The organism is Azohydromonas lata NBRC 102462 (assembly GCF_001571085.1).
GTDB lineage: Bacteria > Pseudomonadota > Gammaproteobacteria > Burkholderiales > Burkholderiaceae_C > Azohydromonas > Azohydromonas lata.
Map to the genome: position 1 here is coordinate 1 of NZ_BCTC01000086.1, position 19,126 is coordinate 19,126.

Here is a 19,126-nt window from a genome sequence, read left to right on the forward strand (position 1 = left end):
GGCATCGGCTGGATCCCGTACCTGCTCGAGCGTGCGGACTTCACGCACAGCCACCACCACGCCTGGACGATGTCCAACTTCGGCGACAAGAAGCCCAGCGACATCTTCAACGAGCACGTCATCACCTGCTTCATCGAGGACGCCTTCGGCCTGAAGAACCTGGATTCGATCAACGTCGACAAGGTCACCTGGGAGTGCGACTACCCGCACTCGGATTGCACTTGGCCGCACTCCGCGGACGTGTTCTGGGCCCAGGCCAAGCATCTGTCGCCCGAGATCATCGACAAGATCAGCCACCTCAACGCGATGCGCGAGTTCTCGTACGACCCGTTTGCCATCCTCGGGCGCGAGAACTGCACGGTCGGCGCGCTGCGCGCACAGGCCACGCATGTGAGCATCGAGCCCGCACTGGGCCTGGGCGGCGCCGCGCCGGTGCGCGATCCGAACAAGCCCGTGACCTCCGGCGACATCAACCGCATGTTCGCCTCCGCGGACGCGGGGACTGCGCTCTGAAGCACTGACGCTGTCGCGGCGCGGTGCCGGGCCCCAGCCGCCCGGCACCGCGCCCCACCAGGCAAGAACATGACAGCCATCGCATTCCGACATCACCACATTCCTGCCGAGGCCCAGGCGCTGCGCGAGCAGGTCCGTTCGTTCCTGGCCGAGGCGCTCAAAGAGCGTCCGCCCTTGCGCCGCGCCGACTCCTGGATGGGCGCCGACCCGGCCTTCAGCCGCGAGCTCGGCCGGCGCGGCTGGCTCGGCATGGCGCTGCCCCGCCGCTACGGCGGCCATGAGGCCGGCCCCTGGGCCCGCTACGTGGTGATCGAGGAGCTGCTTGCCGCCGGCGCGCCCGTGTCGGCGCACTGGATCGCCGACCGCCAAAGCGGCCCGCTGATCCTTCGCTACGGCAGCGAGGCCCAGCGCGAGAAGTACCTGCCCGGCATCTGCCGCGGCGAGACGTACTTCTGCATCGGCATGAGCGAGCCCAACTCGGGCTCCGACCTGGCATCGATTCGCACCCGTGCCGTGCGTTCGACCGATGCCAAGGGTGGGTGGGTGCTCAACGGCCAGAAGATCTGGACCACCAACGCCCACTACTCGCAGTACATGATTGCGCTCGTGCGCACGGGCGACAAGACCGCTGCCCGCCACGAAGGCATGTCGCAGTTCATCATCGACTTGCAGGCGCCCGGCGTCACTGTGCGGCCCATTCGCGACCTGGCCGGCGGCGAGCACTTCAACGAGGTGTTCTTCGACAACGTGCACCTGGACCAGGACACCCTGGTGGGGGCCGAGGGCCAGGGCTGGGAGCAGGTCACGGCCGAGCTCGCCTTCGAGCGCAGCGGGCCGGAGCGCTTCCTCAGCAGCATCGCGCTGCTGCACACGCTCATCGACGCCTGCGGCCGCCGTCCCGACGCCCTGCAGGCCAAGGAAATCGGTCGCCTGGTGGCGCGGCTGGTAGGGCTGCGCCAGATGTCACTGTCCGTCACGGCCGAACTCGCCGCAGGCGCCAACCCGGCATTGGCGGCCTCCTGCGTCAAGGACCTGGGCACAGCCTTCGAGCAGGAGATTCCGGAACTGGCCCAGGCCGTCCTCGACGAGCCGCCGGTCGTCGGCGGCGGCAGCGACCATGCCCAGGTGCTGGCGGCGTTGATGCAGATGGCGCCATCGTTTTCGCTGCGCGGGGGCACCCGCGAGATCCTGCGCGGCATCATCGCCCGCGGCCTGGGACTGAGGTAGCACCATGCGCGAACTCTTCGAATCCACCATGGAACGGCTGCTGGCCGACCATGTCACGCCGGTACTGGTCAACTCGTGCGAGGCCGGCCAGTGGCCGCAGGCCCTGTGGTCGCTGCTGGAGGAGTCCGGCTTTGCAGTGGCCGCGGCGCCGGAGGCGCTCGGTGGCGCGGGCGCATCGTGGGAGGACCTGTATCCCGTCGTGCGCGCCTGCGGGCGTCACACCCTGCCCCTGCCGCTGCCCGAGACGTTGCTGGCCAACGCGCTGCTCGGACACTGCGGCCTGGAGGCACGCAACGAGCCTCTGGGTATCGCCGCGCGCTCGACGCTGAAGCTCGAAGGCTCGCGCGTGAGCGGAACGCTGCATGACGTGCCGTGGGGACGCAACGTCCACCATGCCGTGGCCATTGTCGGCGACGCCGATCCCGTGCTGGTCGTGCTCCCGCGCAGCCGTGCCACGTGCACCGAACGTGCCAACGTTGCCGGTGAGCCTCGCGATGAACTGCACTTCGACGCCGTCGCACCGGTGGCCAGTGCCGGGCTGCCGCAAGGCCTCAGCGGCGAGGCCCTGTGGCTGGGCGGCGCCATGCTGCGCAGCGCCCAGGCCGCGGGCGCACTGGAAGCCATTCTCCAGATGAGCACCACCTACGCCGGCGAGCGCGTGCAATTCGGCAAGCCTCTGGCCTCGTTCCAGGCCATCCAGCACCAGCTCGCGGTGATGGCACAGCACACCGGCTGCGTGGCCGTGGCTGCCGAGGCGGCCTTTGCCGAAGCCGGCAACTCAACCGAGCTCAACGCCTGGGCCATCGCCGCGGCCAAGGTCTGTGCTGCCGAAGGCACCGGTGTCGCGGCCGGCATGGCGCACGCCGTGCACGGTGCCATCGGCTTCACCCATGAGCACGCGCTGCAGCAGGCCACCCGTCGGCTGTGGGCCTGGCGCAGCGAGTTCGGCAACCTCAGCCACTGGGCACAGCGCCTGGGCCGCGCGGTATGCGCTGGCGGCAGTACGTCGCTGTGGCCGGCCATCACCGCCAACCGCCTGGATCTGGCCCTCGGAGAGATCGCATGACCACGACCCCGTTCCTGGCCGTCGAGCGCCAGGGTGCGGTGCTGACCGCCCGGCTCAACAGCCCCGAAACGCGCAATGCCCTCACCGAGCCCGCCCAGATGCATGAGCTCGAGGAGCTGTGCCGCAGCATCCGACGTGACCCTGCCGTCAAGGTGATGGTGCTGACCGGCGAAGGCAGCGCCTTTTGCGCCGGCGGCAACGTCAAGGACATGCGCGACCGCGGCGGCATCTTCGCCGGCAGCCCCTTCGAGGTGCGCGAAAGCTATCGCAACACGATCCAGCGCATCCCGCTGGCCTTGTACGAGCTGGACGTGCCGGTGATCGCTGCCGTCAACGGGCCAGCCATCGGCGCCGGGCTGGACCTGGCGTGCATGTGCGACATCCGCATCGCGGCCGACAGCGCACTGTTCGCCGAGAGCTTCGTGAAGGTCGGCATCGTGCCGGGCGATGGCGGGGCATGGCTGCTGCCCCGGATCGTGGGCATGCCCAGGGCGAGCCTCATGGCCTTCACCGGCGACACGATCAATGCCGCCCGGGCGCTGGAGTGGGGCCTGGTGGCCGAAGTGGTGCCGTGCGAGGCATTGGCGGAGCACGCACAGGCGCTGGCGCAACGCATTGCGGCCAACCCGGCTCACGCGCTGCGCCTGACCAAGCGGCTGCTGCGCGAGGGCCAGCACATGCGCCTGGACTCGCTGCTGGAGCTCTCGGCAGCCTACCAGGCACTGGCGCACCACACCGAGGATCACCTCGAAGCGGTCAACGCCATGCTGCAGCGGCGCCCTGCGCAGTTCACGGGCCGCTGAGCGCCCTACCCCCGACACACAGCCAGACAGACTCACCATGCGACCCGTATTCCGCGAAGACCACGAACAGTTCCGCGAGCAGGCCCGGCGCTTCATCGAGCGCGAGATTGTCCCGAACCTGCACGAATGGGAAAAGGCCGGCATCGTGCCCAAGTCGCTGTGGCGCAAGGCCGGTGACGCCGGCTTGCTGTGCGTGACGGTGCCCGAGGAGTACGGTGGCGCCGGCGGCGACTTCGGGCACTCGGCCGTGATGATCGAGGAGCTCGCGCGCGTGAACGCCACGGCCGTGGGCTTCACGACCCACTCCGAGATCGTCGCGCCGTACATCGTGGCCTACGGCACCGAGGAGCAGAAACAGCGCTGGCTGCCCGGGATGGTCAGCGGCGAGACGGTGGGCGTCATCGCGATGAGCGAGCCCGGCATCGGCAGCGACTTGCGCAGCATGCGCACCACCGCACGCCGCGACGGCGACGACTACATCGTCAATGGCCAGAAGACCTTCATCACCAACGGTGGCAACGCCGACCTGATGGTCACGGCCACCAAGCTCGATCCCGCTGCCAAGGACCTCACGCTGGTGTGCGTGGAGGCAGACCGCCCTGGCTTCTCCAAGGGCCGACTGCTGGAGAAGATCGGTCTCAAGGGCCAGGACACGTCGGAGCTGTTCTTCGACAACGTACGCGTGCCCGTGGCCAACCGGCTCGGAGAGGAAAACAAGGGTTTCGGCTACCTCACGCACCAGCTGGCCTGGGAGCGCACCATCATCGGGCTGCGTGCAGCGGCCTCGATCGAGGCGCTGCTGCAGGAAACCATCGACTACACGCGCGACCGCCGCGTCTTTGGCAAGACCGTGTTCGACTTCCAGAACACCAAGTTCAAGCTCGCCGAGTGCAAGGCCCAGGCCACGATGCTGCGCGTGTTCGTCGATGACTGCCTGGCCAAGGCCATGCGCGGCGAGCTCACTCCCGAGGTGGGTGCAATGTGCAAGCTCGTGGGCTCGGAAATGCAGGGCAAGGTGCTCGACGAGCTGCTGCAACTGCACGGCGGCTACGGCTTCATGAGCGAGTACAAGGTCGGCCGTGCCTGGGTCGATGCCCGCGTGGCGCGCATTTACGGCGGCACTTCCGAGATCATGAAGGAAATCATCAGCCGCTCCCTGTGAGCCAGGCGGGTCGCGCCAACGGCCCGCCGACGTACGCTCCGCAAGGCCACTTCACCGCGGCGGCCTGTGCCGCGGCCAGAACACGCCTGTGTCTGGTAGCTCCGACTCCCGACGAAAACGACCATGCGCCATACCGGCCCCGTGACCGGCCGCGAGTACGTGCTGAAAGAGGGCACGACGCTGGTGTCGACCACTGACCTCAAGAGCCGCATTACCTACGGCAATCCGGCCTTTATACGCGCCAGCGGCTACACGCGCGAGGAGCTGCTGGGCCAGCCGCACAACTTGATCCGCCATCCGGACATGCCGTCCGAGGCGTTTCGCGATCTCTGGGCCACCATCCGGGATGGGCGGCCCTGGTCCGGGGTGGTGAAGAACCGCCGCAAGAACGGGGACCACTACTGGGTACTGGCCAACGTGACGCCCGTGATCGAGGACGGCTGCGTGGCAGGCTACCTGTCGGTGCGAAGCAGGCCTTCGCGCGAGCAGGTGGCCGAGGCCCAAGCGCTGTACGCACACATGCGCGAGCAGCCCGGGCGCTATGTGCTGCAACACGGCGAGTTGCATGTCCGCACTGTGCTGGGCCGGCTGCATTCGGCGCTGCGCTGGGGCCTGGGAGCCCGCATTGCGGGGTTGAGCATCGCCAGCTCGCTGGCTTGTAGCGTCCTGGCCGCAACCGGGTTGAACGCGGGCCTGACCCTGGGTGCAACACTTGCCCTGGCCGCCGTGACAGCACTGCTGCTGCGACGCATGGCCGTGGCGCCGCTGCAATCGGCCATTGCCACGGCCAACCGCCTGGCCGCCGGCCAACTCGGGCTGGCGAAGGCGGCTGGCGGCGACGACGAGACCGGGCAGTTCATGCGCGCCCTGACACAGCTCGACGTGAGCCTGCAGGCCATTGTCGGCGACGTGCGCAGCGAGGTGGACGGCATCCGCACGGCCTCCCAGCAGATCGCCGCGGGCAATGCCGACCTCGGTGCTCGCACCGAGCTGCAGGCCGGCAGCCTGCAGCACACCGCCTCGTCGGTGGAGAAGATCGCCGTCACTCTGCGCCACGGCGCCGAGCATGCCGAGACCGCGCGCGGCCTGGCGCAGGAGGCCGCCGAGGCGGCGCGCCAGGGCGGGCAGTCGATGCAGGAGATGGTGCAGCGCATGGGCGAGATCCGCGAGGCCTCGCAGCGCATCGGCGAGATCATCCAGGTCATCGACAGCATCTCGTTCCAGACCAACATCCTGGCCCTGAACGCCGCGGTGGAAGCCGCGCGCGCCGGCGAGGCCGGGCGCGGCTTCGCGGTCGTGGCCGGCGAGGTGCGCGCCCTGGCGGGCAAGACCACCGACGCAGCGCGCGAGATCAAGAACCTCATCGGCGACGCCACCTCCCGCGTGGAGGCCGGCAACGCGCTGGCCGAGGCCACGGGCCGCACCGTGCGCTGCAGCGCGCAGGCGGTGGAGCGGGTGTTCGGCCTGATCGCCGACATGAGCCGCGCCGCGCAGGAGCAGGCCCTGGGCGTGGAGCAGGTCAACCAGGCCGTAAGCCAGCTCGACAGCGTCACGCAGCACAACGCCGCGATGGTGGAGCAGCTCTCCACGGCAGCCCGCTCGCTGCACCACCGGGCCGAAGTCGTGGTGGAGTCGGTTCGCATCTTCCGCACCGCGCATGGCGGTGCTGCAACGCCAGCACCACAGCGGCTCGAGCAGTCCGCGGTTGCGGCTCGGCCACGTATACCGGTGCGCAAGCACACCACGCCGGCCTGACACGCCGGCTCGCTATCCACCATGCCGCCAGCGCAGCGGCATTGCACGGATCGCGTCCGCGACCTGAAGTCAGCCGCCATTGCACGGCCTCCAGCGGTGGCGCGCTGTACAGGCGTGCTCCTGGCCTGAACCGCAAGCCAAGCAGCGCTGTTGCGCGTTGCACTGATGCCGAGGTCTTGCGCAAGACGTCCTCGTGCGGTTTCGTACAGGCAGCACGCAACTAGGCAGTGCTCCTTGCATGGGGGCTTGACGAGAAGCACGCACTGCTCACGCGCGAATGCCATCCCGGCGCCAGTGGTGCATGCCACGCGCTGTGCGCCTGGGATGCCGTGCTGCAGCAACGGCGCTTCCTGCAGGGCACGCATGAGCCGCGCCATCCTGAGTTCCATGCGTTCGGACAATGCATATGGGCAAGAATCAGGTAGTTGCCTGATCGACTGAATCAGCAAGTGCGAATCACACAAGACCTTGTGCACTGGCGAATCCAACGATCGGCAGCATTCGCAACCAATGTTGCGGAGTTCGTGCCTCATGTCGGTGAACAAAGGGTCGATTCAGAAGTTCCACAAACCGTGCCGCTAGTCGCGGCGTGCCGAGGTCGCCTTGATGCCCTACTCCTCCTCCTTCGTGCGCTCTCCTGGCCACCGATCGTCCCTGCAGAACCTGCTTGGCAACATGACGATTGGACGGCGCCTGGCCCTGGCGTTCGGGACGGTCCTGGCACTTTTTGCCGGGACGACGGGATTCTCCGTGTTCCAGACCGGTCGGCTGCAACAGGACATGGGTGCCACCATGCGTTCGAGCACCGAGCTCATTGCCGCAGCCGAGCAAATGCGCGCGCAGATCAACGAGAGCTACATGAGCGGCCTGCTTGTCATGCTCTCGACGCAGTCCGAAGAGATCAGTTTCCACGCCGGCCGTATCGAGAAGCAGATCGCTGCCTATGCGGCGGCCAAAGGTCGCTTGATGGAACTGACCCATGAGGGCAACGACATTGCGGGCATGCTCGAGGCGCTCAAGCCGCTGACCGAATCAGAGGGTGCGATGGGGCTGATGAGGCAGGCGCTGAGTGCCCGCATCTCCGATGGCGCGCGCGCAGGTGACGCCGACGTGCCGCTCGACGAGGCCCAGGTGGCCACGATGGCGTTCAGCGTGAAGAACGAGGTCGATTTCTGGGCCAAGTCGGTGGATGGCGTGGTTGCCGCGGTGCGACAGGCCGGCGAAGAGGCGCAAGCTCGGACCGAAGCCGCCGTGGCGTTGTCGCGCCGGATCCAGTTGCTTGCCGCGGGCGCGGGGCTGGCCATCAGCGTGCTGGCGGCTTGGCTGATTGCGCGCAGCGTCAGTGTCCCGCTGCGCCGTGCCGTCGCGGTTGCCGAGGAAGTGGCCCAAGGTAACCTGTCGCAGCCCATTGAAACGTCCCTGCGCGACGAGACCGGTGCGTTGCTGGCGGCGCTGGGTCGGATGCAGGCCAGCCTGCGGGAGGTAGTGGGCGCGGTTCGCGATACCGCCCATACGATCGAGGTTGCATCTACCGAGGTGGCCAGCAGCAGCCAGGACCTTTCCGCGCGCACCGAGAACGCCGCTGCCAATCTTCAGCGCACCGCAGGCTCGATGAGCCAGCTCGCCGGTGCCGTGCAGCAGACAGCAACTTCGGCCCACACGGCCAACGACGTCGCTGGCAGCGCCGCGGCCACTGCCCAGCACGGTGGCCGGGTGGTTGCTGACGTCGTTGCGAGCATGGAGCAGATTGCGCTCCAGTCGCGCCGCATCAGCGAGATCATCGGCGTGATCGACGGTATTGCGTTCCAGACCAACATCCTCGCGCTCAACGCCGCGGTGGAGGCCGCGCGCGCGGGCGAGCAAGGGCGTGGCTTTGCCGTGGTGGCTGCCGAGGTGCGCAACCTGGCTCAGCGCAGCGCGCTGGCCGCCAAGGACATCAAGCAGCTGATCGGCAGCTCCGTGGACCAGGTGAACTCGAGCAGCCAACTGGTACAGAAGGCGGGACAGACGATGACGACGCTGGTCGGCTCGGTGCAGCAGGTCAGCCACATGATTTCCCAGATCACCGATGCCGCTGGGGCCCAGAGTTCGGGCATCGGCGAGGTACACGCCGCAATGACGGATCTTGAGCAGATGACCCAGCAGAACGCCGCGATGGTGGAGCAAAGCGCGGCAGCGGCAGCTTCGCTGCAGGCACAGGCACAGCGGCTGTCGCAGATGGTGGCGACATTCAAGCTCCATGCCGGCGATGATGCCGAGTACGCTTCAATCGAGGTAAGCGATCGTCCCAGGGCAGCCAGCCTCCACAACAACGCTGTGCGGCATCGCTACGCCGTCGAACGCAACCCGATGGCCCAGGCGGCTGCGGAATCTCCCGTGACCGGCAGCCATGGGGCCGGTGCCGACGTGGGAACATCATTCCTGGGCCAGGCCTGACGGGACAGTACCTGGCACAGGCCCGTACCGGCCTGTGCCAGGTGCATGCCGGTTGCGGGCTTTACGCGCGCCCAGGGCTTGATCCGGCGTACGTCCGGGACGCACCGTATGCATGCCGCCATCGGTTTTCCGCGCGGTGCGGGCATGGGAATGACACGGCGCGTACTGCACCGACGCACCTGCCCTGAAACGGCTTCAACCGCTTCTTGCACTGTCCGTGGCGAGCAGCGCGTTGGGCAACGGCACCACCGTGCCGGAGAAGGCTCCACTGGCAGCTTGGGAATTCCTGGCGTCAGGCCCGCGGCCCTCAACAAGACATCTCGCGTCAGGAACGCAACTGCGCACTGTCGCGCAGGTTACGGCCAACAGCAGTCAGGCAGCACCAGCCAGCGCGTGTCCCGCAATGAAGCCAAAGGTCAACGACAGCGTGTTGTTCGCGCCGTTTCCCGGCGCACGCCCTCGCCACAATGAATTCATGTCCAGCCCGATGGCGTACAGCCCCGGCACAGGCGCGTCCTGCATGTCGAGCACGCGAGCCCGGGCGTCCACGCGCAAGCCCACGGTCGTGGTCGAGTCGCCAGGGAATACCTTCAGCGCGTAGAAAGGCGCCTTGCGCACCGGGCCCAGGCAGGGGTTGGGACCGTGGGACGGATCGCCCATTACATGGTCGGCGCGCGCGTTGCCTCGTTCGAAGTCCTCGTCGACACCACGCTCGGCCTGTCCGTTGAAGCGATCGACGGTCGCTTCCAGTGCGTGGGGCGGTACACCGATGGCCGCGGCCAGCGCCTGCAGCGTCGGTGCCGTGACAATGTAGCCTTCAGCAATCATGCGTCGCAGGCCCCAACCACCGGGGCGCACAAGTCCCAGGCCATAGCGGTGGATGAAGGCGTCGTCGCACACGAGGTACGCAGGTACCGAGCCGCTGCGGTGCATGGGCTCGACGAGGTTGGTGGCGGACTCGTTGCCAAAGCGCTTGCCCTGGGCGTTGACTGCAATGCAGCCGGGCTTGCCACGGTCAAGGAACAGGTGAGGGAACTTGCGCACCGAGCCGTCCGCTCGCCGCAGCACCGACACCACCACCCAGCCGGCATTGCTGAGGTTCTCACCGTCGAAGCGTCCACCAGCCGCACGCGCCGCCGCCAGGCCGTCGCCGGTGTTTCCCTCGGGTACGAGCGAGACGTGGTGCTCGGCATAGGGGATGAACTGGCGTCGCATCTCGCCATTGGCCGAGAATCCACCCGTGGCCAGCACCACACCGCGCCGGGCCCGCACCTCCAGCTGCTCCCCACCGCGCTGCAGCACCACACCGGTGACCCTGCCCTGCTCGACAAGCAGCCGCTGCATGGGCGCCTGGCGCCACAGCGTCACGCCCGCGTCCAGCGCCGAACGCAGCAACCGGGCCGCCAGCGCATTGCCCATGGTCAGACGCGTGCCGCGCGGATGCCGCGCGAGCCGATCCAGCCCGAAGCGCAAGGCCAGCCGCGCCATGTGCCTGAACGCCGCGAAGGAGCGCGTCGCGTTGGCTGCATGCCCCATGTCGGCCAGTCCAATCATCATGCCCCCGGGGGCATTGAACTCCGTCAGTGGCGGGCGCAGCTGTGCAAAATATGGACCCAGCTCGCGCGCGTCGTACTCCAGCGGGACCAGCAGGCGGCCTTCGCGCGAGAACCCGCTGGCAGCCGGATGCCAGTCGGCGAACCCACGCTGCACCGCAAAGCGCACGGCGGTGTGCGCATGCAGGAAGTCCACCATGCGCGGCGCGGCGTCGAGGAATGCGTCAAGCAGGTCGGCACGCAGGGTCGGGCCCACCACCTCGTGAACATAGCGCGCGGCTGCACCGGCAACCTCGCCCAGGCCGGCCTGCGTTGCGAGCGTGCTGCCCGGCACCCAGACGCCTCCGCCCGACAGCGCCGTCGTGCCGCCAAACCACGCTGTCTTTTCTGCCAGCAACACGTCCAGCCCGTGCCGGGCGGCAACGGTGGCAGCCGTGAGACCGGCACCGCCGGACCCCACGACAACCACGTCCTTCTCGATCATGGTCCCCATGCCGAGGATGGCCTCAGCCCCAGACGACGGGCACGGCGTGCGGCCCGCGCAACTGTGCACCGGTGATCTGCGGGGCCGGCTGCGCCGGATCCAGGCGAACGCCGGGCAGCAGATCCAGCACCGCGTTGAGGGCTACCTGCAGTTCGGTCTTGGCGATGAACTGGCCAATGCACATGTGCGGCCCGAACCCAAATCCGAAGGACGGCTTGGGCTTGCGATCGATGTCGAAGGTCTCGCTGTTCTCGAACGCTTCCTCGTCGCGGTTGGCCGAGGCCACGATGCACTGCACCATGGCCCCCTTGGGGATCTTCACGCCCCGGATCTCCAGGTCCTTCGCGGCCTGACGCACCTTGAAGGTGGCCACGGGCTCGAAGCGCACGGCTTCGTCGATGGCCTTGGGCACCAGGCTGCGGTCGTGCCTCACGCGCTCCAGCAGTTCGGGGCGCTCCAGCAGCAGCACCATCAACGAGCCAAAAGTGCGGGTGGTGGTTTCGCCGGCCGCAGGCAGCAGGGAGCGCACGAACGTGGTGACCTCGTGGTCGTCGAGCGAACGGCCCTCGTACTCCGCACGGATGAGTCGGCTGATGAGGTCCTCGCCGGTGGCACCGTTGGCGCGTACCTGTGCCACCTGGACCTTCACGGCGTCGTACAGCGCCTGCGCTGCCTCCATCGCCGCCTTGCGGGCAACGCGCGCGCGTTCGGCGTCCACTTGCGGGCCGGCCAGGATGGCCAGCGCCCAGGCGGCGTACTGCTTGACCTGCTCGGGCTTGTCGTCGGGAAAGCCGATGAGCGCGTAGATCAGCCGGATCGGGAAATGCAGGCCGAAGTCCATCAGGTCCGCGCGCCCCTGGCGCGCCAGGGGCTGCAGGTACTCCTCGCGCACGATGTGGTCCATCTTGGGCTTCCAGCGGTTGACCACCTCGGGCATGAAAATGGGCTGCAGCAGGGCGCGGGCGCGACGGTGCGCCTCGCCGTCCATGCCGGTGAGGATGAGCCCGTCGAAGAACGAGCCCAGCCCCTCGGCAATGAAGCCGCTGGTGAAGTTGGCTGCGTCGCGCAGCACGGCCATCACGTCGGCGTACTTGAAAAGCGTGAACGTGGGGCGGTCGGGGTCGAGGCCCGCGATGTTGGGCACACCCAGACGCCCCATGAAGTTTTCTTCCAGTACCGGCGAGTCGCGTCGCATTTCACGGTAAAGGGCATTCAGATCGACGTCGGCTCCCCGGTAGTTGTCGGCCACGCCGGAAAAAGCGCGCTCCAGCGACTGGTCCTTGGTTGCTGCGGTCACGATCGTCTCCTTTCAGTCAGGGGCGGCCCGGACCTTGCCGGTCACCGGTCGCGCCCTTATATTGAACACATTTTCAAATTCTGATCCTTTGAGGCCCGCCACACAAGCGCCTGCGACGCCGCTTCCAGCCGGCGTCTTGCGCTGCGTCAACGCTCGGCAGCAATCTCCCGGCAGATCCGGGAAAACGATCAGTAGAGGGAATAGAGCAGGTCGCCATAAAGTTGAGTTTTCAACTATTTCCCATCTTTGGCGCCACCATCAAGTGCAGCCTTGGCACGCACGCATGCGCATGCCGGCCGTGCCGATCCGTTCCACTGTCCGCGCCGTCAGGCGCACCAAGGAGGCCAGCCATGCTGACCCTGTACCACGCCCCCGGTTCCGTATCGTCGCGCATCGCATGGTTGCTCGAAGAACTCGGTGCGATGTATGAACTCGTGAACGTTGCCGATCCGTACAGCACGGGCGGCCGGGCCGATGCACGCAATCCCCATCCGCACGGCTTCACACCGGCACTCGATCACGACGGCCGGATCGTCACAGAGACCGGGGCGATCGCGTTGTACCTCACGGACCTGTTCCCAAATGCGCAGGTCGGCGTGCCTGCGGGCGACGCGCTGCGTGGGCGATATCTCACCTGGCTGTTCTACCAGGTGGGGCTCACCGAACCGCTGGTGTACATGAAGGGCACTCAGGCCTTGTCCCGGGATGCCGCGATGGCCCGGCTGGACGCGGCGATGATGCAGCACATCGAGGCAACGCTTGCGGAGTCCGGCCCCTACCTGCTGGGCGAGCGCTTCACGGCGGCGGACATCCTGATGATGAGCCTGTTCGAACAGGCACGCGCGCTGCTAGGCGCCAGCCCGTCGATCGATGCCTACCTCGCCCTGGCCGATCGTCCGGCTCGGCGCCGGGCGCTGCAGCGCGACAAGCCGCACGCGCCCTCAGCAGTTCACGCGGCGGGACCGTAGAAGTTGTCGAGGAAGCGGCTCTGCGCTTCCACGCGTTCGCGGCGCACGCGTGCTGAGACCAGCGAGTCCGTCGAGCCCTCGGGTGCGCTGAGCACGACGGTGGGCCCTTGACCCAGGCGCGCCAGTCCGACACGTGCCACCTCCTGCGAGGGCGTCAACTGCACGGCGTCGGGCGACAGCCCGTGCTTGGCAAACACGGTGCGCAGCTTGGGCGTGTCGGTCGCCCCCAGCAGCACGTTGAGCACATCCACGCCATGCGGCTTGAGCTCCTTCCACAGGCTTTCGCCAAAATTCAGCGCATAGCCCTTGGTGGCCGTGTAGATGGCCAGTCGCCCCGTGCCGCCCAACGCCGCCTCGGAGCCCACCAGGACGATGCCGCCGCGCCCACGCGCGACAAGGGCCGTCGCAAAGCGGTGGCAAGCCTCGGTGAGCATGTCGATGTTGCGCTGCAGCAGCGTGCGCCAGGCCTCGTACGAACTCTCAAGGAAGCGGCCGCCGACGCTGTCGCCGCCGGCGTTGAACACCACCAGGCCAAGATCCAGGCCGTCTGCGGCGTGCTGCAGCGCGGCCGCGGCGCTGGGCGTCGACAGGTCCAGCGCCAGGGTGCGCACCTGCACGGCGTACGTCTGCCGGATGCGCGAGGCCAGTTCCCCGAGCTTGTCCGGACGGCGGGCGACCAGGATCACGTTGAGGCCCTTGGCCGCGGCCTGCAGCGAGAACTCCGCACCGGTGCCTTCGGAGGCGCCGGCCACCAGGGCCCAGGGGCCGTAGCGGTCGAGGAAATCGCGGTCGGATGAAGTGGTCTGGGTCACGGGTGAGTGCTCCGTCGTGGTGGACAAGGGTTCAGCGGGTGGGAGGCAGGTGTACCTGCGTGGCCGAGCGGCCGATGCGGGTCGGGCCGAAGGCATGCATGCGGCGGGCCTCCATCGTGGCGAACAGCCGCAGCAGCGCTTCGTCGTGCTCGGGCCCGGCCTCTTGCACATGGCGCTCAAGTGCAGCTTCCGCCGCGCAGCAGTTGTCGAAGCGTCGGCCCAGCAGCGTGCTGATGTCATGGAGGTTGCGCGCGTCAAGCTCCGTGCCCATGGCGTCGGCACGCTGGAGCCATTCGATGAGCTTGTCCGCGGCCTCCTGGCGCGACTGCTGCAGCTTGTCCGGCGTCTCGATGCGCGACACCGTGTCAGCGAGCTTGGCCAACAGCGCAGCATGGTTGCCCGTGTGCTCGGACAGGGGCGGCTCCAGCGGCAGCCCGATGCCCGTGAGGCCGCTCATCGCCTGCAGGATGACCTGACGCAGGGCGAGGTCGAACTCCAGGTACACCGCGTGTTCGTCACCTGGCCGCCCGGCACCGACCGTGCCGGTGAACTGCATGGTGCCCAGCGTGGCGAACTGCAGCGTGTGGAAGTCGATCACCTCGTGGTCAACGGGCTCGCCGCTGAACTCCTCGTAGAGCTGGAGCAGCACCGGGAACGACTCGCCCAACGGCTCGTAGTTGTCGCGCATGCGCATCGTCGCGAGGTCGACCATGGGGTCGCCAATCATGCTGAACTCGAAGTCGTACAGCCCGGTCATGTGGCCATCCTGGAACAGGAACTGGCCCGAGTCGAACTGTATGAAGCTGGCCCGGGTGCGGTGCGTGGGCACGTTGCGCTTCAGCCAACCGATCACGAACTCGAGCATCGGCTCGGGGCGGCTCTTGGTGCGCAGATAGTGCGGCATGTAGGCGCCCAGGCCGACGAGCGCAATCTCGCGCGCGCCCTGCGGCAGGTGCAGCCCCCGGGCCACGAAGGATTCCACCGGCACGCGGTGCATGGCCGCGACCTCGGCGATGTACTGGCGCGCGACGGTCCGTCGCTCGGCATCGCTGGCTGCGTCAGCGATCCGGCGCGTGCCGGGCAGCGCGTCCATCAGGATGCACGGCGGCTCGCTGCAGTAGCCATGGATGCGGGGCACGGCGATGCCATGTTCGCCCAGCACGCTGATGACGTCAGCCTCGCGCTTGAGCTCCGGAAAGATTGCGACGTCGCCGCCGCGGTCTCCGCGCAGGTGCAGCTTCATCAGCTCGCCACCGCGCTCGACATCGACAAACCATGCGGGACGCCAGCGCACCTGGCGCTCCATGCGCACGACCTTGCCCCCCGTGGCGTGCTCGACGAAGGCGCGCAGCCGGGCCTGGCCGTCGGCGCCGTAATCCGTCGTGGTATCGGTGCAGGCCATCGCTCAGGCCTCCACCGGCTGCTCGAGTCCGGAGAGCCGGGCCGGATCGGTGCCGGTCTGCCGCGAGAGGTCGTGCAGGTCGAAGTACTCTCGCCAGGCCGTGATCAGGGTCTGGTCGTCGAGCTCGAACACTGCCATCAGCGCGTGCCGGACTGTGTGGCCGTTGCGGCCGAAGTGGTCCAGCCGCTCGGTGACGACGGAGCGCTCATCGGACCACATGCGCTCGATGCCACAGCGTGCCCACTCGGTGTAGCCAAGCTGCCGCTGGATCTCCCTGCGCAACGACTCGCGACCGCGGATGACCGGGCCATGAGGCACGTACAGTTCCCAGTACCCATCGGGCGCGAACATGGAAACGATCTTTTCCACGTCGGGCCGCCGGGTCTCGTCGCCCCAGGCGTCGAGGAACTCGCGCACCGTCTGCTCCTGCTTGTGTCCCATGCTCGGTCTCCGTCTGTCTCGATCAGCGCAGAAGGTGGCGCACCACCTGCACGTGCGGCACGGTGCAGCTCATGCCACCGTCCGCACGCATGAGCGCACCGTTGATGTAGGCGGCCTCGTCAGAGGCCAGGAAGGTCGCCAACGCGGCGATGTCGTCGCTGCGCCCCAGGCGCGGCACGTTGTGCAGTTCCAGGAAGGCTTCCTGCATGGCGCCATTCGCCCAAGCCTGCATGGCCGGTGTCTGGATCACGCCGGGCAGGATCGCGTTGCAGCGAATGCCCTGCTTGCCGAAGGTCGCCGCGATCGTCTGCACGTACCAGTTGACCATGGCCTTGGAGCCGCCATAGCTGAACTGAGCCACGTCGCCACCCAGAGAACTCGTGGACGAGGTGAACAGGATCGAGCCCCCGCCTTGTCTGAGCATGTGCGGGATGGCCAGCTTGCTGGCCAGCACGCCACCCAGCACGTTGACCCGCACCACATCGAAGAAGCGCTCGCTGCTGAACGACAGGAAATCCTTGTCCGCCTTGCCGGCGCCCGCGGTGTTCACCGCGTTGTTGAACAACACGTCGATGCGGCCCAGCCGGGTCGCCGCTTGCTCGACCATCGCGACGAGCTGCTCTTCCACCCCCACATCCACGGCCAGCGCCAGGGCCTGGCCACCAGCGGCGCATATCTCGTCCGCGACCGTCTGTGCCGCGTCGCCACGCAGGTCAGTGACCAGGACGCGCGCGCCCTCGGCAGCAAAGCGCAGCGCGCTGGCGCGGCCGATGCCGCTGCCTGCGCCAGTGATGCAGGCCACCTTGCCTTGCAGTCGAGCCATTCCGATTCCCCTGTCAAGCGCTTGCGATCCCAGGCGCCCGGCGCAGTCTAGGCAGCATCGATTCCGGCAGGGGGTTCGTGCGATATCGATGAGGCACGCAAGCCATCGCCGATGCGCACCACCTGGACGGGAATGCCGTTGAGCACCGCGTTGCCCGACGCGGCATCGACCAGGCGAGCCGGGCTCAGCAGGTTGATGTTGACACCCGCATGCTCGGCGGCCGTGTGCTGTCGCGTCCCGGGCTGCCCATGTCCCCAGCCGTGCGGCAGCGACACCACGCCGGGACGGATATCGGTGGTCGGCTCGGCGGGCACCTCGAGCGCGCCACTCTCGCTTTGCACCCGCACCAAGTCTGCGTCGGCGATGCCCAGGCGCCGGGCATCGTCGACGTGGATCTGCAGCGTGCAGCGGTCGCGCCCCTTCACGAGCACCTCCACGTTGTGCATCCACGAATTCAGCGAGCGCAACTGTCGCCGGCTGACGAGGACGAGGCAGGGCGCAGGCGCCACCATCGCCTGCTCCAGGCGTGGCAGGTCGCCCAGCATGTGTGCAGGCGCCAGCTCGAGCCTGCCGGACGGGGTGGTGAAGGCGGCGGCACCCTGCGACGGTGCGTGTCCGAGCACGATGCCGTCGGGCTGGTCCTTGAACGCCTGAAGATTCAGGCCTTCAGGCCGCTCGCCGAACCTGTCTCCGAACGGCCCCGTGCGGATGCACAGGTCGAGGATGCGCTCCGCGCCATGCGAGGGCAGCGCTGCGAATGCCACCGCGCGCGGCACGCCGAGCTGGTCGCACATCGCGCCGAAGTACTCGTCGTCGAGCCGATCGAGGTCCGCGTGCGGATTGCCACCGATGATCGAGCCCAGGCGCGCGAGCACCTGCCATTCCGGTGGCCGGTCCCGCCGCGGGAACAGCGCCGGCGAGTAGTGCCCGCCGCTGGTCAGGCTGAAGGGCCAGGCCCAGATGTCCCAATGCGGCTGCTCCAGCGGAGAGAGCGCCGGCAGGATCACATGGGCATGGCGCGTCGTCTCGTTGATGTACAGGTCGACGCTGACCATGCATTCAAGCTGCGCAAGCGCAGCTGCCAGCCGGGCCGACCCGGGCGCGGACAGCACCGGATTGCAGCCTGAGGTGACCAGGCCGTGAATGCGCCCGGCTCCGGGAGTGTCGATTTCCTCGGCGAGGCACGACGCCGGGTACTGACCGAGCACGCCCGGCACGCCGCGCACGCGCATGGGCGGCCCGAGCAGCGGCGCATCGGTCGGATACGGCGGCGTGAGCTTCAGATGCGGAGCGACGCAGGTGCTCCACATCACGCCGCCCTCCTGGTCCATGTTGCCGGTGAGCACGGCCACCACGTCGATCAGCCAGGAGGCCAGCGTGCCGAACTCCTGGGTGCACGTCCCGATGCGGCCATACACGGCGGCCCGCGGCGCCTGGCCGATCTCCTGCGCCAGGGCCCGGATCGTGGCTGCCTCCACGCCACAGAAGGACGCGACGCGCTCGGGAGGCCAGGCCCTGGCCAGGACCCGGACCTCCTCCAGGCCGTTGACGAGGCCTTCCAGGTGCCCGAGGCGAACCAGTCCCTCCTGGAACAGCACATGGACGACGCCCAGCAGCAGCGCCGCGTCAGTGCCCGGGCGGATGCCGATCCACTGGTCGGCGGCCCGGGCCGTCCCGGTGCACACCGGGTCGATGACCACGACGCGTCCGCCACGCGAGCGCAGCGCCTTGATGGCGCCCATCACGTCCCGGTGCGAAAAGATGCTGCCCTTGGACGCTGCCGGGTTGCCGCCCACGATGACGAACAGGTCCGTGTGATCGATGTCCGGAATGGGCATCTTCCACATGTCCCCGTACATCAGGAACGTCGACACGTTCTTGGGAAGCTGGTCGACGCTGGACGACGAGAAGCGCTGCGCGAAGCCGGCCTGGCGAACCATGAGCATCATGTAGCGGCTGGTGTCGAAGCCGCCCTTGTTCATGTTGCCGCCGTAAAAGGCAAAGGCCTTGGGACCGTGGCGCCGGCGCACACCCTGCGCGAGTTCGTCGATGCGCTGGAACGCGGCGTCCCAGGACACCTCACGCCATGTGGTTCCGTCGCGCACGACAGGGTGCCGCAGCCGGTCGGGATCATGATGCACCGCGCCCAGCGTCGTGCCCTTGGGGCAGATGTGACCCCGGCTGAAGACGTTGTCCGGATCCGGCCGGATGGCGATGACGCGCTCGTCCTGCGTCGCGACCTTCAGCCCGCACATGCCCTCGCACAGCGGACAGGTGCGTCGATGGACCTGGACAGGGTCATGGGTGCTGCTCATGCGGCCCAGTCTAGGCAGCCCGGTTCGGGCGGGCGTGTGGCGTGCACTTCGGCTATGGCATGGGGCGTT

15 protein-coding genes are annotated in these 19,126 nt (G+C 68.0%); 8 read left to right on the top strand and 7 right to left on the bottom strand.

The features are described 5' to 3' along the window. The 7 genes from ALA01S_RS22950 to ALA01S_RS22980 form a co-directional block, all read left to right on the top strand. The coding region (locus tag ALA01S_RS22950) for an amidohydrolase family protein (protein ID WP_218011514.1) at nucleotides 1-513 on the top strand (513 nt) is incomplete at its 5' end. Nucleotides 514-582: 69 nt separating this feature from the next. Beyond that, nucleotides 583-1,740, top strand: a complete 1,158-nt coding sequence (locus ALA01S_RS22955) for an acyl-CoA dehydrogenase family protein (protein ID WP_029000742.1) — start codon at nucleotides 583-585, stop codon at nucleotides 1,738-1,740. Nucleotides 1,741-1,744: 4 nt separating this feature from the next. Continuing rightward, nucleotides 1,745-2,806, top strand: coding sequence for an acyl-CoA dehydrogenase family protein (locus tag ALA01S_RS22960; protein WP_066341467.1), 1,062 nt, complete (start codon nucleotides 1,745-1,747; stop codon nucleotides 2,804-2,806). Beyond that, nucleotides 2,803-3,609, top strand: a complete 807-nt coding sequence (locus ALA01S_RS22965; protein ID WP_066341469.1) for a crotonase/enoyl-CoA hydratase family protein — start codon at nucleotides 2,803-2,805, stop codon at nucleotides 3,607-3,609. Before ALA01S_RS22960 ends, ALA01S_RS22965 begins: the two co-directional genes overlap by 4 nt. Before the next feature lie 37 nt (nucleotides 3,610-3,646). Beyond that, a complete protein-coding gene (locus tag ALA01S_RS22970; RefSeq protein ID WP_066341471.1) occupies nucleotides 3,647-4,771 on the top strand; it encodes an acyl-CoA dehydrogenase family protein in 1,125 nt (374 codons plus the stop codon). A gap of 123 nt (nucleotides 4,772-4,894) precedes the next feature. Continuing rightward, nucleotides 4,895-6,526: a methyl-accepting chemotaxis protein gene (locus tag ALA01S_RS22975; RefSeq protein WP_066341473.1), complete on the top strand. Its 1,632-nt coding sequence runs from the start codon at nucleotides 4,895-4,897 to the stop codon at nucleotides 6,524-6,526. Between the two features lie 606 nt (nucleotides 6,527-7,132). Then, complete coding sequence (locus ALA01S_RS22980) at nucleotides 7,133-8,962, top strand: methyl-accepting chemotaxis protein (protein WP_157119209.1); 1,830 nt, start codon at nucleotides 7,133-7,135, stop codon at nucleotides 8,960-8,962. 372 nt (nucleotides 8,963-9,334) lie between these two features. Here ALA01S_RS22980 and ALA01S_RS22985 read toward each other — a convergent pair whose 3' ends face one another. After that, nucleotides 9,335-10,999: an FAD-dependent oxidoreductase gene (locus tag ALA01S_RS22985; protein WP_066341476.1), complete on the bottom strand. Its 1,665-nt coding sequence runs from the start codon at nucleotides 10,997-10,999 to the stop codon at nucleotides 9,335-9,337. Between the two features lie 22 nt (nucleotides 11,000-11,021). Further along, entirely contained in the window at nucleotides 11,022-12,296 is a 1,275-nt protein-coding gene (locus ALA01S_RS22990) for a cytochrome P450 (protein WP_066341477.1), read from the bottom strand. 350 nt (nucleotides 12,297-12,646) lie between these two features. Between ALA01S_RS22990 and ALA01S_RS22995 the strand changes: the two genes are divergently transcribed. After that, the gene (locus tag ALA01S_RS22995; RefSeq protein WP_066341479.1) at nucleotides 12,647-13,264 is read left to right on the top strand and encodes a glutathione S-transferase family protein; all 618 of its coding nucleotides are present in this window, start codon (nucleotides 12,647-12,649) and stop codon (nucleotides 13,262-13,264) included. Here the strand turns inward: ALA01S_RS22995 and ALA01S_RS23000 are convergent. From ALA01S_RS23000 to ALA01S_RS23020, 5 genes are read right to left on the bottom strand one after another with little or no spacing between them, the layout of a single operon-like run. Next, nucleotides 13,246-14,076, bottom strand: coding sequence for an SDR family NAD(P)-dependent oxidoreductase (locus ALA01S_RS23000; protein ID WP_066341480.1), 831 nt, complete (start codon nucleotides 14,074-14,076; stop codon nucleotides 13,246-13,248). The genes ALA01S_RS22995 and ALA01S_RS23000 overlap by 19 nt on opposite strands. Before the next feature lie 31 nt (nucleotides 14,077-14,107). Continuing rightward, a complete protein-coding gene (locus ALA01S_RS23005) occupies nucleotides 14,108-15,478 on the bottom strand; it encodes a phosphotransferase (RefSeq protein ID WP_066341481.1) in 1,371 nt (456 codons plus the stop codon). 3 nt (nucleotides 15,479-15,481) lie between these two features. Further along, nucleotides 15,482-15,919: a nuclear transport factor 2 family protein gene (locus ALA01S_RS23010; RefSeq protein ID WP_066341483.1), complete on the bottom strand. Its 438-nt coding sequence runs from the start codon at nucleotides 15,917-15,919 to the stop codon at nucleotides 15,482-15,484. 22 nt (nucleotides 15,920-15,941) lie between these two features. Continuing rightward, nucleotides 15,942-16,742: an SDR family NAD(P)-dependent oxidoreductase gene (locus ALA01S_RS23015; protein WP_066341485.1), complete on the bottom strand. Its 801-nt coding sequence runs from the start codon at nucleotides 16,740-16,742 to the stop codon at nucleotides 15,942-15,944. Nucleotides 16,743-16,789: 47 nt separating this feature from the next. Further along, nucleotides 16,790-19,057, bottom strand: coding sequence for a molybdopterin-dependent oxidoreductase (locus ALA01S_RS23020; protein ID WP_084267842.1), 2,268 nt, complete (start codon nucleotides 19,055-19,057; stop codon nucleotides 16,790-16,792). Between the last annotated feature and the right edge of the window lie 69 nt (nucleotides 19,058-19,126).

Bases quoted from the DNA above. Each gene is read 5' to 3' on its own strand.
- ALA01S_RS22955 (WP_029000742.1), top strand. From the start codon at position 583: ATGACAGCCATCGCATTCCGACATCACCACATTCCTGCCGAGGCCCAG.
- ALA01S_RS22960 (WP_066341467.1), top strand. From the start codon at position 1,745: ATGCGCGAACTCTTCGAATCCACCATGGAACGGCTGCTGGCCGACCAT.
- ALA01S_RS22965 (WP_066341469.1), top strand. From the start codon at position 2,803: ATGACCACGACCCCGTTCCTGGCCGTCGAGCGCCAGGGTGCGGTGCTG.
- ALA01S_RS22970 (WP_066341471.1), top strand. From the start codon at position 3,647: ATGCGACCCGTATTCCGCGAAGACCACGAACAGTTCCGCGAGCAGGCC.
- ALA01S_RS22975 (WP_066341473.1), top strand. From the start codon at position 4,895: ATGCGCCATACCGGCCCCGTGACCGGCCGCGAGTACGTGCTGAAAGAG.
- ALA01S_RS22980 (WP_157119209.1), top strand. From the start codon at position 7,133: ATGCCCTACTCCTCCTCCTTCGTGCGCTCTCCTGGCCACCGATCGTCC.
- ALA01S_RS22985 (WP_066341476.1), bottom strand. From the start codon at position 10,999: ATGATCGAGAAGGACGTGGTTGTCGTGGGGTCCGGCGGTGCCGGTCTC.
- ALA01S_RS22995 (WP_066341479.1), top strand. From the start codon at position 12,647: ATGCTGACCCTGTACCACGCCCCCGGTTCCGTATCGTCGCGCATCGCA.
- ALA01S_RS23005 (WP_066341481.1), bottom strand. From the start codon at position 15,478: ATGGCCTGCACCGATACCACGACGGATTACGGCGCCGACGGCCAGGCC.
- ALA01S_RS23010 (WP_066341483.1), bottom strand. From the start codon at position 15,919: ATGGGACACAAGCAGGAGCAGACGGTGCGCGAGTTCCTCGACGCCTGG.
- ALA01S_RS23015 (WP_066341485.1), bottom strand. From the start codon at position 16,742: ATGGCTCGACTGCAAGGCAAGGTGGCCTGCATCACTGGCGCAGGCAGC.
- ALA01S_RS23020 (WP_084267842.1), bottom strand. From the start codon at position 19,057: ATGAGCAGCACCCATGACCCTGTCCAGGTCCATCGACGCACCTGTCCG.